Raw genomic sequence first — 16,853 nt, 5'->3', positions numbered from 1 at the left:
ATTAGCCCACGCGCTGGACCGTGTAGTCCGCCAACTGGCGCAGGGCTTCGCTGGCCGTGCATTCGGGCAACAGGGAAAGCTGGTCTTCGACAACGCGCAGGTATGCGTTGACGTCGGCAAGCGCCTTGTCCCGGCCACCCGACTTCCACAGCAGGTCGATGGCGCGCTTCACGGAGGCGTCATCAGTCAGCGGGCCCGTCAGGAGGGCACGGAGCTCGTCGCCGACCTCACCCTCCTCCTCCAGGGCATAGAGCACCGGCAGGGTGAACACGCCCTCGCGCAAATCCGTGCCCGGGGTCTTCCCCGACTCCTCGGGATCGGAGAAGATGTCGATGACATCGTCGACGATCTGGAAAATCATGCCCACGGCCGCACCGATCTGGCGCAGCGCCTCGCACTGCTCCGGACCGGCGCCAGCATGGTAAGCACCCAGGTAGCCGGCGGAGGCGATGAGCACCGCGGTCTTTTCCCGGATGACCGCCGTGTAATGCTCCACAGCATTAGCTTCGCCGGCACCAATGGTTTCGCGCATCTGGCCCGTAACGAGCTCCTCGAAGGTCTCCGCGAAGTGCTCCACCGTGTGGGTATCCAGCTGACTCATCAGCCGCGAAGCGTGCGCCAAGAGGGCATCGCCCGCCAAAATCGCCACCGAGTTAGTCCAGCGGAAATTCGCAGAATCCACGCCGCGGCGGCGCTCCGCTTCATCCATGACATCGTCGTGATAGAGCGTGGCCACGTGGACCATTTCCACCACGGTCGCCGCCTTAATCACCTCAGGCGATTGCAAGCGTTCACCAAACTCGGAAGCCAGCAACGCCATCATCGGGCGGAAACGCTTGCCCCCAGCCAGGGAGAGGTGACGCACCTTGTCTTTGATGAAGTCCTGCCCGCGGTCGAGCTCCGTGTTCAGCAGGTCCTCTACAGCAGCCATCCCGGCGTTGATACGCTCGGTGAGCTGCGCATCCCCCAAGTCCACGTGCTTGGCGTGAGTTTGGCCGTGTGACATTAAACGTGTTCCTTTAAGCTCAAAAATCCTAGTGTTTACTTACCGTAGCCCATGGCACGGCCCTCAACACACTTGTGGCCACTATCCCGTGCAATGATAGTCCCCATGTCGGAGCAGATCGATTCCACCCTTGTTGACGTCGCCATCGTAGGCGCCGGGCCCGCCGGTGCCGCCGCCGCTATCCATGCCGCACGCGCCGGCTATGAGACGCTGCTTGTCGACGCCTCCCCTTTCCCCCGCGACAAGACCTGCGGCGATGGACTCACCCCGCGCGCCATGCACCAGCTGGAGCTCCTTGGCATCGAAGTCAATGCTTCCTACCGCAACCGCGGCCTCAAGCTGCACGGCTTCGGGGGCACCGTGACCGCCCCATGGCCAGAGACCTACCCCTCGCACAAAGGCACGGCCCTGCCGCGCTATGAATTCGACGCGCTGCTGGTTGAGGCTGCGCAGGCAGCCGGCGCGCAACTGATAACCGGCGCGGCGACACAGCCGCAGCTGGACGGTAACCGGCTGGTGGAGTTCTCCGTCGGCAAGCGCCGCGTGCGCGCCCAGTGGGTCATCGTGGCCGACGGGGTGCGCTCAACATTTGGCAAGCAGTTGGGCCGCACCTGGCACCGCGAGGAGGTCTATGGCATTGCTGCACGCGCCTATGCCGATTCACCGCAGGACGGCGAGGAATGGATGCACTCCCACGTTGAGCTCAAGGATCCCGAGGGTGTGGTGCAGCCGGGCTATGGCTGGATCTTTCCGCTGGGCCAGGGGGTCAACATCGGCTTGGGCGCGCTCTCCACCGCCGCCCGCCCGGCCCGCCTCAACACGAAGAAGGCGCTGGATTTCTACGCCGAACAGCAGCGTTCGGAGTGGGGTCTAGGCGAGCTGCGCAACGTCACCTCGGCGATGCTGCCGATGGGTGGTGCGGTGTCCGGGGTGGCCGGCGCGAACTGGATGCTCATCGGTGACGCTGCGGCCTGCGTTAATCCGCTCAACGGCGAGGGCATCGACTATGGCCTGGAAACGGCAGCACTCGCCGTGGAGATGCTCGGCACCAAGGACCTCACCTTGGCGTGGCCAGACCGGCTGCGCGCCGAGTATGGCGAGGCCTTCCTACTTGCCCGCACCGCCGCGCGCCTGCTGACCTACCCGCAGTTCCTGCCGCTGGCCGGGCCTGTGGCCATGCGCGGGCCGGTGGGCCGCATGCTCATGCCGGCCGCAGCGCGTCTTATGGGCAACCTCATCACCGACGAGGACAAGGATCTGCTTGCCCGCGCCTGGCGGCTGGCCGGCGGGGCGGTCTCCACGCTGCGGCGCAATACTCCCCTTTGGTCCTGAGCCCTTTGGCCTTAGGGCCCCTAGGCGGGCTTCACTGCGGAGTGCAGCGCCACGATGCCGAAGGTCAGGTTGCGCCACCCAGCTTGCTCCCAGCCATTGCGATTAATAGCGGCGGCCAGCTCGTGCTGCTCCGGCCATGCGCGGATGGACTCTGCGAGGTAGATATAGGCCTCCGGGTTGGAGGAGACCACCTTGGCAATCGGCGGCAGCAGGCGGGTCAGGTATTCCTTATAGACGGTGCCGAAGACCGGGATGACCGGCTTGGAGAACTCCGCTACTGCTAGGCGCCCACCGGGCTTGGTCACGCGCGCCATCTCCCGCAGGCCCAGCTCAAAGTCGTGGATATTGCGCAGACCATAGGAGATGGTCACCGCATCGAAGGTGTTATCCGCAAAAGGCAGGCGCATTCCATCGCCGGCTACCTTGGGAACATCGCGCTCCGCGCCAGCCGCGAGCATGCCGAGTGAAAAATCACAGGCCACGCACCACGCGCCGGACTTGGACAGCTCCTCGGTAGAGACGGCCGTTCCAGCGGCGAGGTCGAGGACCTTCTCCCCCGGCTGCAGGTTGAGCCGCTCGCGCGTCAAACGGCGCCAGCGCGCGTCCTGACCAAAGGACAGCACTGTGTTGGTGATGTCGTACTTCTTGCCCACCGCGTCAAACATGCGCGCGACATCGAAGGGCTTCTTCTCCAGATCTGCCTTAGACACAAGCGCCTAGTCTAGGCCACGCGCGCCCCCAGGGCGCGAGCGGCCCAGCGCGGCAGCTCCGGGCGCTGGCCCAAAATGGTCAGCGGCACCTCGCGGACACCCTCCAGAACTTCCTCGTAGTAGCCCAGCAGCTGCTCACAGAGAGCCGGCCAGGTTTTGGAGGCAATCGACTTCCGGGCGTTCTCCCGCAGCTCCTCGTGGACCTCCGGGTTGAGCAGCGCGTCGACGGCATTGGGGAGGTCCTCGACGAACGTGGGGACGTCGAGAAGCAGCCCGTTGTAACCTTCCTCAATGAGATCCACCGGGCCGCCCGCGCGCGGGCCAATGGTGGGCACGCCCGAGGCCTGTGCTTCCTGGATGGCCTGGCAGAAGGTCTCGAACTCGCCGGCGTGGACGAAGATGTCCAGGGAGGCATAGGCCGCGGCCAGCTCCTCGCCTCCCAATGCCCCGGTAAAGACAGCATCCGGCAGCTGGGCCTCCAGCAGCGGGCGCTCGGGGCCATCACCAACGATGACAAGCTGGATGTCCTCGCGTCCGTTAAGCGCGGACAGGCGGTGCACTCCCTTCTCTGCGGCCAGGCGGCCGACGAAGCCGACGATCTTCTTCTTCCCCGTGGGCTCCCACTCGCGGCGCAGCGCCGCCGAGCGCTTCGAGGGGTGGAAGCGCTCCGAGTCCACGCCGCGGCCCCAGTGGCGCACGTTCTTGATGTGGTGTTTCTCCAAATCGGAGATGGTGAGCGAGGACGGCGCGAGAGTCATCTGGCAAGCGTTATGGATGGTGCGCAGCCACTCCCACACCCCATAGGCCAGCGCGGAAGCGTGGTACTTGGTGGCGAAACCGGCCACGTCGGTCTGGTACAGCGCCACGGCCGGAATGCGCAGCTGACGTGCAGAAAATGCTCCCGCCGCCCCCAGGACGAAGGGGCTGGCCAGGTGGATGATGTCCGGTTTGAACTCGCGCAGCGCCTCATCCACCGCGGACGTAGGAACGCCGACCGGGAGCGAATCCACCAGCGGCACACGCACGGTGGGCACGCGCACGATGGTGAACCCGAGATAATCGGGGATCTCCTCCTGCCCGTCCCGGGCGCCGGGGGCGATGACAATGGCCTCGTGGCCGTGCTCGTGGAGGTGTTCGAGGACACGCAGCACGGAGTTGGTCACTCCGTTGACGTTAGGCAAGAAGGATTCCGCGACGATGGCTACACGCATGCGCCCCATCATTCCTTTTCTGAGTGCTCGGTTGGTAACGCACGCACTAAATTCCGGTTAATTTTCCCGCTCCCCCACCAGCACGCGCCGGCAATCAGGGTAGCCACGGCCGCGGAGGACAGCGCCGGGATGATCGATAGCGTCCATTCCCGGCCTTCTACCTTGACCAGGTCCGGGTTGCTCTTGGCGTAGAGCACCCACACCTGCTGGCCTTCTCCCAGCCCAGTGGGATAGAGCAGGCCGGTAGGCGGGGTGTGGTAAATCCCCTCGGAATCCTGGAAATCCACGAAGGTGCGCAAGCTGCCGACATCCGTCACCGTGGCCAGGGCGCGCCCGGGGTTGGCGCCGATGGTGCAGTCATTGAAGAAGGGGCCGATCACCATCCCCGCCATGCCCACTAGTGCAGCGACATAGAGCACCAGGATCAGCTGGCGCACTCGGCGCCGCGGCATTTACTGACCCACCTTGGCGTTCAGAGCCTCCTGCAGCGCGCGGCGCGAGGACCTCGTGGTATGCGCCTCCACCACGGTGATGCCGGTGGAGTATTCCTTGAGTTCTGCCAAAACGTCGAGCAGCTCCTGCGCCGAGCTCACCTCGCGGTGCTCAGCACCGCAGGCTTCCGCTAGCTTGGCCACGCCCACCCCATGCGGCGTTCCAAACGCCTTCTCGAAGGAGTCGCGCAGGGGCTCGCGGCCCTGTTCGAGCACCTCGAAGATGCCGCCGCCGTCGTCATTTGAGACGACGATGGTGAGGTTCTCCGGGCGCGGGTTATCCTCGGGGAGGATGAGCGAAGTGGCGTCGTGGAGGAAGGTGACATCCCCCATGAGCGCCACGGTGCGCGGTGCGCGGGGCGCGTCGGCCTCGCGGGACTGGGTGGCCAGCGCGATGCCGATAGCCTGCGCGATGGTGCCGTCGATGCCGGCGGCCCCGCGCGGCGAGTAGGTCTCCACACCGTCGAAGGGCAGGCCGATGAAGGACGCATCCCGCACCGCGTTGGAGGCGCCCAGGACGAGGGTATCTCCGACGGCGAGGGTGTCCCCCACCGCGGCGGCGACGTGGAGGCCGGTAAAGCCGATCTCGGGCTTGGTGGCATCCTCACCGGTGGTCTCCGCCAGAACCTCACGAACACCGTCGGCCGCCATCTGGGCCGCGCCTTCGCAGATCTTCATCCACTCTCGCGTGGGCTCGCCGCTGGTTTTGGCGGTGGTACCCAGCTGCGCGGACTCGCCACGGGGGTTGGTGAAATCTTCCGTGCGCGACAGACAGATGAGGTCGATATCGGGATCACTCAGCAGTGCCAGGACACCGCGGTGCAGGGTGGGATGGCCCACGACGATGACCTGCTCCACCTTGGTGTTGACCACGTAGTCGTTGGCGGAGACTTGGGCGCGGCGGAAGAGGTGCGCCGCGGCCGGGTGCACCGGGTGATAGGGCGCAGGTGCCGTGGGCTCGGCGATGGTGGGGACATCCTCCAGGCCTTCGACTTCCCAGGCCTCATCGCCGGCGATGACGAGCGTGTTGCGGCTGAGATCGACGGCCACCTCTCCGTGATTCGCCCACCGCGGGGTACGAGCGCGGTGCTGCGTGTAATCCGTCGGGCTACCGGGCAGCTCTTCGCCTACCAGCGGGGCATCGAGAGCCACGTTGATGTGCACCTGGCGGTCATTCAAAAAGCGCTCCGCGATAAGCGGGATATCACTCGTGCTCTCCACCTGGGTGGTCTCCGCATACACGCCGAAGATGCCGGGCTGCTCAATAGTCTGGGAGGCCCCCGTGCCCACCAAGCGGGCCGGCCGGTCCGCGCTGATGACGGCCAGCGGGGTATGCGAGTAATGCGCCTCCACCATCGCGGGCAGGGCATTAGCCACCGCGGTGCCGGAGGTCATCACGATGCCGACGTGCCGGCGTTGGACGCGTGCCAAACCTAAAGCAGCGAAGGCGGCGGAGCGCTCATCCAGGCGGGTATGCACGCGAATATCGCTGCGCGCGAGAAGCGCCAAAGACAGCGGTGCGTTGCGCGAACCCGGGCAGATAACCACGTCGGTGAGGTGCCGCGAAAGCTGGGCCGCCAGTGCTTCGGCCAGCTGCATCGACTCCGGCTGCGCGGAGGCAGTGGGCTCGGTGTGAGATTCAGTATTAGGCATTGCCTGCACCACCCGTATCGAGCTCTTCCATGCCCGAATCGAATTGCTCGAAGAGGTCATTGATCAACCCTTCCAATTCGGCTCCACCCTGGTCCACACGGTCCTGGACGTCCGGCGGCAGCTCCGTCGGCAGCTCCGTCGGAATATCGGTGGGGAGGTTATCCCGCGGCGAGCTCTTGGTGGTGGTCACCGTGGTGGGAACCTCGGTGGTCACGGTCTCGGTAACCGGCTCCGGGGCGGGTTTGTCAGCATCCGCTGCCGCACCGCGCCACAGGAAGAACAGCACGCCGGCGAAAACGACGGCGATAGCAGCGATGGCCGCGAAGACATAGGACAGGGCTCCCCCGCCCTTCTTCGGCTGCTCCACCTGGTAGCTGGACGGGACCGGGTCATATTGCGGCTGCTGATAGTTCTGGTCATAGCCCTGCTGATAGGGCTGACCATAGGCCTGCGTGTTTTGGGATCCGGGCTCCGGGAAGTGTTGTTGGGGACGCTGTGGCGGCTGCTGTTGGGGCGCGCCGAACTGGCGGGTTTCGTTCTCACCGGTGACGCGGCCGAACTGCCGCGTCTCGTTGTCGCCGTTGTTGTTGGTCATGGGATTTACCTTATCGTGCACCCGCGCCACTTAGCACCCGCCCGGTGGGCGTTAGTCCCGTGGAAACCTGACCCGGCGTGCCATCCGCCACAATCTTTCCGCCATCCGAACCAGACCCCGGGCCCATCTCAATAACCCGGTCAGCGCCGGCAATGAGGTGACGGTCATGATCTGCCACCACGACAGTATGGGAGGCCTCCACCAGCGAGTGCAGCTCAGCGATGAGCAGGTCGATATCGGCCGGGTGCAACCCGACGGTGGGCTCATCCAGCAGGTAGACGGTATGGCCCCGGCGCGAGTTTCGGGAGCGCTGCAGCTCCGTGGCAAGCTTGATGCGCTGCGCTTCACCGCCGGAAAGCTCCGGAGCGCCCTGGCCCAAGCGCAGGTAACCTAGCCCCACCGCTTCCAAGGTTTGCAGCGCGTGGAGGATCGGCGCTTCATCTGCAAAGACCTCCAGGGCCTCTTCCACCGTAAGGTCGAGGATGTCCGCGATGGTCCTGTCCTTCCAGCGGATGGACAAGGTGTCATCGTTATAGCGCTGTCCCTGGCAATCCGGGCACTGGGTATAGGAGCCTGGAAGGAAGACCAGCTCGACCTCGATCTGGCCGGCGCCACCGCAGGTGGGGCACTGGCCTTGCTTAACGTTGTAGGAAAAGCGCGAGACCGTCCATTTCTTCTTCTTGGCCTCCGGGGTGGCCGCGAAGAGCTTGCGCACGTTGTCGAAGAGGTTGGTGTACGTCGCCACCGTGGAGCGCGGGGTTCGGCCGATTGGCTTTTGGGTAATGGAGACCACGCGCTTGACCTGCTTCGGACAGTCCGGCCCCGTGAGCATGTCATGGAGTGCGGCCAGCAACGTGGATTTGCCGGAACCCGAAAGCCCAGTAATGGCCGTAAACTGGCCGAGTCCGAAGTCCACGTTGAGGCCATCGATGGTGTGCGAGTGCACCCGGCGCAGCGCGATATCACCGTGCGCCGATCGCGCTTCGACCTTGGGCGTGGGGCGCGGGCGCGCCAAGGCACGCGCGGTGGGAGTATCTGCAGAGTCCGCCGCCTCTATGTAATCGGCGACGGGACCCGAGTACACCACCTGGCCGCCGCGCTCACCGGCGAGCGGGCCGACATCCACGATCCAATCGGCCTGCTTGACCAGTTCCATGTCGTGCTCCACCAGCAGCACCGAGTTCCCCTCCGCAATGAAGCGACGGCACATATCCAGCACCGCACCTCGTTCCACCGGGTGCAGGCCCGCAGAGGGCTCATCCAGAACATAGGTCACGCCATAGAGCCCGGAGCGCAGCTGCGCAGCCAGGCGCAGGCGCTGCACCTCACCTCCTGAGAGCGTTTCCGTCGGCCTATCCAGGCTGAGGTGCCCAAGTCCGAGTTCTAAGGCCGATTCGAAAGCCGGAAGGAGGGCCTTGACGAGCAGGTCTTCCGCGTCATTCGGTTGCGGTTTCTGGGCTTTGAGGAGCTCGAAGACTTCGCTCAGCGGGAGGGCATTGAATTCGTCGATAGGCAGCCCGGCGTAAGTAACCTTGAGGGCCTTCGCCGTCAGCCGGCGCCCCTGACAGGTATCGCACTGGCGGGTTTCCATGAAGCTCAAGACGCGGGCGCGGAGTGTGTCCGACTTCGTCTCCGCATAGGTCTTGGTCAGGTAGCTGGCCACGGAACGCCACGTGCCCTCGTAATTGCGCTGAATCTGATCCGCTCCGCGGCGCGGCTTGACGGTCACCACCGGGCGTTCCTCGGTGAAGAGGATCCACTCGCGGTCTTTTTTAGAAAGCTGCTCCCACGGCGAATCCAGGTCATAGCCCAGTTCTTGCAGGATGTCGTGGAAATTCTTGCCCGCCCAGGCCCCTGGCCACGCAGCAATCGCGCCTTCCTCGATGCTTAAGGAGGGATCCGGCACCATGGAGGCCTCCGTGGGTTCGTGGACCACGCCGGTGCCCTGGCACTCCGGGCACATGCCCTCCGGGGTATTTGGGGAAAAGGAATCGGAGTACAAGCCCTCCGGATTGTCACCGCAGCGCGAGTACAGCAAGCGCACGGAGTTAGACATGGCGGAGATGGTCCCCACCGTGGAGCGCGCGCTGCTTGCCGACGCCGACTGCTGCAGCGCCACCGTCGGCGGCAGGCCTTCGATGCGGCCTACCTGCGGGTCCACCGCCGAGGCAATGAGCCGGCGGGCGAAAGGCGCGACGGATTCCAAATAGCGGCGCTGACCTTCACCGTGGATGGTGCCGAAAGCCAGCGAGGACTTTCCGGAGCCGGACACCCCGGTTACGGCCACGAGCTGGCCGCGCGGCAAATCCACGTCCACGTTGCGAAGGTTGTGCAGGTGCGCGTCTTTCACGGAAATGGTCATGCCCGCCAGCCTACGCTGCCCTCCGGACATGTACCGTGAGCTGTGTTTTTAAAGGTGCGGCCAGCACTCGCGCACGCGCTCGAACCACCACTCACGGCGCTCGCCCGGCGCGGCGAGTGTGCTCAGGCGATCCGGGTCGGGGGTGAGGGCTTCGGCGCGCAGGTGACCGTCGACAAGCTCGCGTGGTGCTGTCACATCCTCCAGGAACAGCGACCCGGTGGCCAGGCCCGCAGCGGCCGGGGTGACGTCGATGTCTTCGTCGTCATAGATTTGCGGCAAGGCGGCCACTGCGGCAAGTCCCATGGAGATTCCCACCGAGGTATCCAGGGCAGAGGCCACCGTGATGTCCATGTGGCGCTCGCGCAGGTGGGAGGCTACCTCGAGTACTTTGCGCACCCCGCCCAGCGGCGCGGGCTTAACCACGGCGACATCAGCCGCTTGCAATTCCGCCACCCGATAAGGGTCGCTGGCCTTGCGGATAGATTCATCCGCCGCCACCCGCACGAAAATCCCGGCGCGCATGAGCTGGGTGCGCACCTCCTTGAGTTCCTCAACGGTCTTGCACGGCTGCTCCATGTAATCCAGCGGCATGAGCTCCTTGGCCGCGGTGACGGCTTCCTCAACGCTCCAGCCGCAGTTGGCGTCGACGCGCAAAACCGGCACGCGACCCTGTGCCTCGATGTAGGCGCGGACAGCGTGAACGCGCGCGATATCGTCCTCTAGGGTCTGCCCCTTCTCCGCCACCTTGATTTTGAAGGTGCGGCAGCCGGGATAGCGCTCCATGACCTCCGGCACCTGCTCGGCAGGAACCGCAGGGACGGTGCCGTTGACTTCTACCCACTCGCGCACGGGTTCCGGAAAGCCTTCGTAGGCCGCTTCCAGCCCGGCGGCGAGCCAGCGGGCGGATTCCTCCGCCCCGTACTCCAGGAAGGGGGCGAACTCACCCCAGCCCGCGGGGCCATCGATAAGCAATGCTTCCCGGGTCGTAATGCCACGGAACTTCACGGCGAGTGGAAGGGAGACCACGTGGGCGCGGTCAAGGACGTCATCAATGTGCATGACGTTCATCGTACGTGTGGGGGGTTGAGCGCGACACCTGTCATAGCCGGTGTTACCTTTAAACAGTAAGTGGATATAACCAGAAGAAGGATCTTTACATGCTCTACCTTCTCATCGCGCTACTGGCCATCGCCGCAGTTGTCTACCTCATCTATAAGAAAGTCCACGCCGCGGCCTCCATCTTTGCCGTTGGCGTAATCCTGCTCATGCTCGCCGCTCTCACTGGGCGCGCGGACTTCCGAACCACAGAAATTGAAGCGACCGGCAATGCCTTCTACGACCAGCTGCTCGTCGTGGACGCGCTGTTCAAGTCGCGCTTCTCCGGCATCGGTATGGCGATTATGGTGCTCTTCGGCTTTGTGTCCTATATGCGCCACATCGGCGCGGATGCCAAGACGGTCGTGGTGCTCTCCTCACCGCTCAAGCGCTTCAAAGGCTCCTACTGGCTGGTCCCAGTGGGCTTCATCCTGGGCACGCTGCTCTCACTGGTGATCCCCTCGGCCGCAGCGCTTTCCCTATTGCTCGTGGCCACACTCCTGCCAGCGCTCATCGCTGCGGGCCTGACACCGCTGACTGTGGGCGCCATCGTCGTGACTTCCTCCACCATCGTGCCCACCCCGCTAGAGGCCGGCCTCATCCAGGGCGCTGATCTGACCAACATGACGCCAACGGAATTCGTCTACGGTGCCGTCGCCCACGCCACGGTTCCCACGCTGCTCATCACCGCCTTCGTCCACATGTGGTGGCAGCGCCACTGCGATAAGGTGGATGCCCGCAAGGCCGAAAGCTCCGGTGAGGTCAGCGCCGATTCGATGCACGATGACGCTACCGAGGAAGCCATCGCCCGCGCAGCCTCCCTGCCGGGTTACTACGCCGTGCTCCCGCTCATGCCGTTGCTGCTCATCATTATCTCCGCCATTCTTAACCGTTTGGGTGTCATCCCCTTTGAGGGCGGCATCCTCCCGGTGACCGTGGTGTCCCTGTTCATCGCGATGATCATCGAGTCCATCCGCAAGCGCACCGTCACGGGTGCGGTGGATTCCATCTCCAGCTTCTTCAAGGGCATGGGCGAAGGTGCTGCGGGCGTCGTGGCCCTGCTGGTTGCCGCCGCCGTCCTGGTGGAAGGTATTACGCAGATGGGCGTCATTGACATGCTTATCGACGCCGCCGAAGGCTCCTCCGGCGCCGCCGTCCTCATCGTCCTCATCTTCGTCGCCGCCACCGCCGCGATGGCAGCACTCACCGGCTCCGGCACCGCGCCCTACTTCGCCTTTTCTGAGGTGGTGCCCAACCTGGCCTCGCAGACCTCCATCCACGCCCCGCAGATGCTCACCGCCATTTGGGGAACCTCCAACCTCATGCGCCAGGTCTCCCCGGTCAACGCCGCGGTGCTCATTGTTGCCGGCGCCATCAAGGTCAACCCCATCCAATTGGTAAAGCGCACCTCCGTGCCCATGATCGTTGCGACGGTGCTCAACACGCTGTTCGCGTTCATGTTTATTGGATGAAAGTCATCGGCGCGAACCCAATAGCCTTCCGCCAATTTTGTGGAGAAAACCAAGACACACGAGACGCATTCTGCTATGTTCTTAACCAGAACTGAACCTCAGTAAGCGTCGGCTCGTTTCCGACGTTGATTGCTCCAAGCCGAACCCTCGGGTTCGGCTTTCTTTTTATCCGAAAGGGCTAACCTTTTGTCTCTCTCTTACCGCGTTGGAATAGATGTCGGAACTTATTCTCTTGGCTGCACCGCCATTGAGGTCGACGAGAATGATCAACCAATAGGCATTCTCAGTGCGGTTTCGCTGATCCACGACTCGGGCCTAGATCCCGACCAGCAAAAGCGCGCGGTGACCCGACTCGCTTCCTCCGGAGTCGCACGACGAACTCGCCGTCTGTACCGCCGTCGCCGCAAGCGTATGATTAAGCTCGAAAAGTTTCTCAAAGCGCAAGGCTGGGAAACTCTACCTTTTGAGCACTATTCCGACCCTTACCTTCCATGGAAGGCCCGCGTGGAATTGGTAAATTCCTTCATCCACGATGACGAAGAACGAGGCCGATATCTTTCTATCGCGCTACGCCATATTGCCAACCACCGCGGTTGGCGGAATCCATATTGGAAAGTCTCGAGCCTATACTCACCGGCAGAACCGAGCGAAGCTTTTGAACAAATACGCAAGGAGTTAGAGGCAAGCACCGGCCATACAATTCCTCAGGATGCCACCGTCGGGCAACTCATTTCCTTTGCCCAGTTAGGTACTGACAGGCTACGCGGCGGTGGCAAGAAGAAGGACGAAAAGAAGTCCGCAAATGAGGTGAAGCAGGCAGTTATTTCTGCGCGATTACATCAAATAGACCACGCACGTGAAATCAACGAGATGTGTCGTGTCCAAAAGATAGACGACACGCTCCGGAAAAAGATTCTAGATTTAGTCTTCGAAGCTGAATCCCCGAAAGGCGCTCAACAAGGACGCGTAGGAAAGGACCCCCTACAACCCAGTCGAGACCGAGCTCTAAAAGCTTCTGATGCCTTTCAGCAGTACCGTATCGCTGCTCTCACCGGAAACCTCCGTATCAACCGCGGCGGCAATACTTCTCCCCTTGATCGCGATGAGCGGCTGATTGTTTTTAATTACCTTGTCAATCTTTCTCACAAGAAAGAACCCTCCTGGTTAGACATAGCCGAGCTTTTGCGCATTGACCGTGGCCAACTAAGAGGAACGGCCACAATGACCGACGATGGCGAACGTGCAGGCGCTCGACCACCTGTACATGACACCAACCGGACAATCCTCGGCTGCAAGGTGAAGCACTTAGCTGCCTGGTGGGAGCGAGCCTCGGATGACGAACGCGCCGCCATGCTCAAGTCTCTGTCGAATGCCGAAGTTGATGATTTCGATTCCCCTGAAGGAGCTCAAGTTCAAGCTTTCTTCGCGGAGCTCGACGAGACCGAGCATGAGAAGCTCGATTCTCTACATCTGCCGATGGGCCGTGCCGCATACTGCGAAGACACTCTGAAGCGACTAACTAGCCGCATGCTGGACGAAAACCTTGATCTTTACGCGGCACGTTTGGCGGAATTTAACATCCCCAAGGATTGGACCCCTCCCGCTCCTCGAATTGGTGAACCAGTAGGAAACCCAGCTGTAGATCGCGTTCTGAAAGGCGTGGCAAGGTGGCTGGAAGCAGCCGCAGACGTATGGGGTGCCCCAAAGTCCGTCATAATTGAACACGTCCGCGATGGTTTTGTCAGTAAGTCAAAGGCTAACGAAATCGATCGTGAGAACAACGCGCGCCATAGACGCAACCAAAAGCTTTTCCAAGATATGCAGGAGAAACTAGGCATCGAAGGAAAGCCACGCAGTGCTGACCTTTGGCGGTTCCAATCAGTACAACGTCAAAATTGCCAATGCGCCTACTGCGGCGAACCAATCACTTATTCCACGTGCGAGATGGATCATATTGTCCCCCGCGCCGGCCAAGGTTCCACCAATACTCGTGACAACCTTGTTGCGGTTTGCCATCGCTGTAATCTGTCCAAGAAGAACTTCCCCTTTGCTGTTTGGGCAGCCCAGTCTGGGATTCCAGGTGTGAGTGTTCAGGAGGCGCTTGACCGCACACGCCACTGGGCCGAAGATTCCGGCATGTCAGCAAAGGACTTCAACAAATTCCGTACCAGCGTCCGCGAGCGACTGAAGCGAACCGCCATGGATGAACCGATCGACGCCCGCTCGATGGAATCTGTTGCCTGGATGGCGAACGAACTACGCGGCAGAGTTGCGCAGCGCTTTCAAGATAACGGCACTACCGTAAGTGTCTATCGAGGTGCACTCACTGCGGAAGCTCGCCGTGCTTCGGGAATATCAGGCCAACTACGTTTCATCGATGGTACTGGAAAATCTCGCCTCGACCGTCGTCATCATGCTGTCGATGCTGCAGTAGTAGCTTTTACTCAAAACTACGTTGCAGAAACTCTTGCCATTCGTTCAAACAAAAAGCGAGAGGCCGAGCTGCTTCGCTCGGCACCCCAGTGGAAAGAGTTCACTGGAGCTGATGAAGCACATCGCGCGGCATGGAATGCTTGGCTGCCTAAGATGCGAAAACTCGCCATGCTCTTGCAGCAGGCGTTGGATGAAGACCGAGTCGTAGTTACCTCGAATCTAAGACTACGCATCGGCAACGGACGCGCCCACGAGGACACAATCGGAGAGTTGAAGAAGATACGCGTCGGCGATGCTATTTCGGTCACCGATATCGACAGGGCATCCACCGAAGCTTTATGGTGTGCACTCACTCGCGAAGACGACTTCGATCTTAAAGAGGGTCTGCCAGAGAATCCCGAACGCCGAATTCGAGTACACGGCACTTGGTACGATGCCGACGACGAAATCGAGGTCTTTCCAGTTGGTGCAGGCGCTATCAAGGTACGAGGTGGTTACGCTGAACTAAGCCGTTTCCACCATGCCCGGATCTATAAAATCCCCGGGAAAAAGGCTCCCTCCTTCAGCATGTTGCGAGTTTATAATGTCGATCTAATGCAGCACCGGCATGAGGACCTGTTTTCCGCTGAGATCAAACCGCAGACAATGTCAGTCCGCCAGGCAGAACCCAAACTGCGCAAGGCCCTTGCTGACGGCACGGCAGAATATATTGGTTGGTTGGTTGTAGACGATGAGCTAGTCATCGACACCTCAAGCTTCAACACCGGACAGATTGCGGAAGTGCAAAGTGAGTTTGGGCAGATTCAACGTTGGCGGTTGGATGGGTTCTTCTCAAACTCTAAGTTGCGACTGCGCCCACTCTATATGAGTGCCGAGGGACTATCTTCCGATGTGTCTCAAGCCTCCAAGAAAGTGATAGATCGACCGGGCTGGCTGCCAGCCGTAAACAAAGCTTTTGGTGAAGGCAACATGACTGTGGTCCGTCGAGATGCTCTGGGAAGAGTAAGGCTGACTAGCAAGGCTCATCTGCCCATTTCTTGGAAGGCAGAATAATGAACTCTGGGTGGCGGGTCATTGATTGTCTCAATTTGAAGGGGTCTCTCCGGTATTCCCGGGGCCAGCTCGTCATCCATCGAGAAGATACTCCAACCGATGTTTCGCTGCCGCTAGCCCAAATCGCAGTCGTCCTCATTGGCTCAGAAAGCACAATCAGCGGTGCCGTTCTCCAGAAGCTCAGTGACTACGACATCGCCCTCTTAGTTTGCGACTGGAGAAACGTTCCGGTCGCCGGTGCTTACCCATGGAACGAACATTCCCGGATCGGTGCTCGCCACCAAGCCCAATCACAATTATCTTTGCCCAAAAAGAAGCAAGCTTGGTCTCGAATTGTTGCAGCCAAAATTTCTGGTCAAGCTTCCGTTCTAAAAGCACTAGCTAAGCCTGGAGCCAAGGAACTCTACGCCCTCTCTCGTACCGTTAAATCTGGCGATCCAGAGAATCTTGAAGCACAGGCAGCGCGCAAATACTGGTCTTGCATCTCCCATGGTCATGCTTATTTACGTTTACCTGGCAGCGGAGAACCTGGCTGGAATTCTGCGCTCGATTACGGTTACACACTATTGCGCGGCCACGGCATTCGAGCTGTAGCTAGCGCTGGATTATCTGGAGCATTAGGCGTATTCCACCACAGCCGCGGCAACAAGTGGGCATTGGTCGATGACCTTATTGAACCATTTCGACCAATGGTTGATCAGGTTGTATTCACCGTTTCTAGTGACGGACAAGCATTAGGATCTCCGCAAAAGACCCTCATATCGCAGTATCTGAACAGCCCCTTCAATTCCAGTGGAAAATCCTTAAGCACAGCTTTTAATGAGTTCAGCCAACAATATGGCCTATATATCGAGGGAAATCTAAAACACCTAAGCGTTCCCGTCTGGGAAGGAAAACTCGATGCCGGCGAAAGATAGTGAACCAATGTGGTGCGTGGTCATGTTCGATCTTCCCGTTAAATCAAGAATTCAAACCAGAGAGGCTAACAGGTTTCGAAACCACCTCTTAGACCTTGGCTTTTGTAGATCCCAACTAAGCGTTTACGTTCAGTATTTCCCCCTCGCCTCCCGTATCGCAACAACCGTCAAGCAAATCAAGTCTGGTCTACCAGAAGGCGGAGATGTGAGAATCATATCCGTCACTGATATTCAATGGTCGAAAGCGATTCGCTTTTCCAAATCAGAGCCTTCCGAAATGGAGAATACCCCACCTCAGCTCACGATTTTCTAGCGGAGGATCACCGATAAACTCCAGTTAAACGACCCTTTTGGGGCCACACTGAAGTCTATCAGGGGTAATGAGAACTGAACCCCAGCCCAATCACCTTTGGGTGTTTCACAGCGGGAAGTCTATCAGGGGTAATGAGAACTGAACCCCAGCTAGTGCTTGAGGTGGTCGATTCCGTAGGGAAGTCTATCAGGGGTAATGAGAACTGAACCC

Annotated in this window: 13 protein-coding genes; 5 read left to right on the top strand and 8 right to left on the bottom strand. The window is 60.9% G+C overall.

Features of this window, described 5'->3' with window-relative positions; translation table 11 throughout:
• Position 1 precedes the first annotated feature (1 nt).
• Positions 2–1,006: a polyprenyl synthetase family protein gene (locus HMPREF2967_RS11890; RefSeq protein ID WP_070686675.1), complete on the bottom strand. Its 1,005-nt coding sequence runs from the start codon at positions 1,004–1,006 to the stop codon at positions 2–4.
• A gap of 93 nt (positions 1,007–1,099) precedes the next feature.
• Here HMPREF2967_RS11890 and HMPREF2967_RS11885 point away from each other — a divergent pair, with 93 nt between their 5' ends.
• Positions 1,100–2,338, top strand: a complete 1,239-nt coding sequence (locus tag HMPREF2967_RS11885) for a geranylgeranyl reductase family protein (protein ID WP_070686674.1) — start codon at positions 1,100–1,102, stop codon at positions 2,336–2,338.
• 20 nt (positions 2,339–2,358) lie between these two features.
• Here the strand turns inward: HMPREF2967_RS11885 and HMPREF2967_RS11880 are convergent, their stop codons facing one another.
• The 7 genes from HMPREF2967_RS11880 to HMPREF2967_RS11850 are packed head-to-tail and all read right to left on the bottom strand — an operon-like array spanning position 2,359 to position 10,428.
• On the bottom strand, positions 2,359–3,048 hold the full coding sequence (locus tag HMPREF2967_RS11880; protein ID WP_070686672.1) for a demethylmenaquinone methyltransferase: 690 nt from the start codon (positions 3,046–3,048) through the stop codon (positions 2,359–2,361).
• 11 nt (positions 3,049–3,059) lie between these two features.
• Positions 3,060–4,259: a glycosyltransferase family 4 protein gene (locus HMPREF2967_RS11875; protein WP_070686704.1), complete on the bottom strand. Its 1,200-nt coding sequence runs from the start codon at positions 4,257–4,259 to the stop codon at positions 3,060–3,062.
• Between the two features lie 8 nt (positions 4,260–4,267).
• Positions 4,268–4,711, bottom strand: coding sequence for a DUF3592 domain-containing protein (locus tag HMPREF2967_RS11870; RefSeq protein WP_070686670.1), 444 nt, complete (start codon positions 4,709–4,711; stop codon positions 4,268–4,270).
• Entirely contained in the window at positions 4,712–6,403 is a 1,692-nt protein-coding gene (gene menD / locus HMPREF2967_RS11865) for a 2-succinyl-5-enolpyruvyl-6-hydroxy-3-cyclohexene-1-carboxylic-acid synthase (protein WP_070526031.1), read from the bottom strand.
• A complete protein-coding gene (locus tag HMPREF2967_RS11860; protein ID WP_070447990.1) occupies positions 6,396–6,998 on the bottom strand; it encodes a hypothetical protein in 603 nt (200 codons plus the stop codon). Before HMPREF2967_RS11860 ends, menD begins: the two co-directional genes overlap by 8 nt.
• Positions 6,999–7,008: 10 nt before the next feature.
• Complete coding sequence (locus HMPREF2967_RS11855) at positions 7,009–9,360, bottom strand: ATP-binding cassette domain-containing protein (RefSeq protein WP_070686668.1); 2,352 nt, start codon at positions 9,358–9,360, stop codon at positions 7,009–7,011.
• A gap of 48 nt (positions 9,361–9,408) precedes the next feature.
• Complete coding sequence (locus HMPREF2967_RS11850) at positions 9,409–10,428, bottom strand: o-succinylbenzoate synthase (RefSeq protein ID WP_185963243.1); 1,020 nt, start codon at positions 10,426–10,428, stop codon at positions 9,409–9,411.
• 89 nt (positions 10,429–10,517) lie between these two features.
• On the opposite strand from HMPREF2967_RS11850, the gene dcuC reads away from it, so the two are divergent.
• From dcuC to cas2, 4 genes are all read left to right on the top strand, one after another.
• Entirely contained in the window at positions 10,518–11,927 is a 1,410-nt protein-coding gene (gene dcuC / locus HMPREF2967_RS11845) for a C4-dicarboxylate transporter DcuC (protein ID WP_070686666.1), read from the top strand.
• Between the two features lie 186 nt (positions 11,928–12,113).
• Complete coding sequence (cas9, locus tag HMPREF2967_RS11840) at positions 12,114–15,413, top strand: type II CRISPR RNA-guided endonuclease Cas9 (protein ID WP_070686664.1); 3,300 nt, start codon at positions 12,114–12,116, stop codon at positions 15,411–15,413.
• On the top strand, positions 15,413–16,330 hold the full coding sequence (cas1, locus tag HMPREF2967_RS12915) for a type II CRISPR-associated endonuclease Cas1 (protein WP_083306440.1): 918 nt from the start codon (positions 15,413–15,415) through the stop codon (positions 16,328–16,330). Before cas9 ends, cas1 begins: the two co-directional genes overlap by 1 nt.
• Complete coding sequence (cas2, locus tag HMPREF2967_RS11835) at positions 16,314–16,643, top strand: CRISPR-associated endonuclease Cas2 (RefSeq protein WP_070533915.1); 330 nt, start codon at positions 16,314–16,316, stop codon at positions 16,641–16,643. The genes cas1 and cas2 overlap by 17 nt, the downstream gene beginning before the upstream one ends.
• The last annotated feature ends 210 nt before the right edge of the window (positions 16,644–16,853 follow it).

Origin of the sequence: Corynebacterium sp. HMSC059E07 (genome assembly GCF_001814395.1) — a bacterium.
In the GTDB taxonomy this organism is placed as follows: Bacteria; Actinomycetota; Actinomycetes; order Mycobacteriales; family Mycobacteriaceae; genus Corynebacterium; species Corynebacterium hesseae.
Note: the sequence above shows the minus strand (reverse complement) of the source record. Positions and strands in the feature narration are given on the sequence as shown.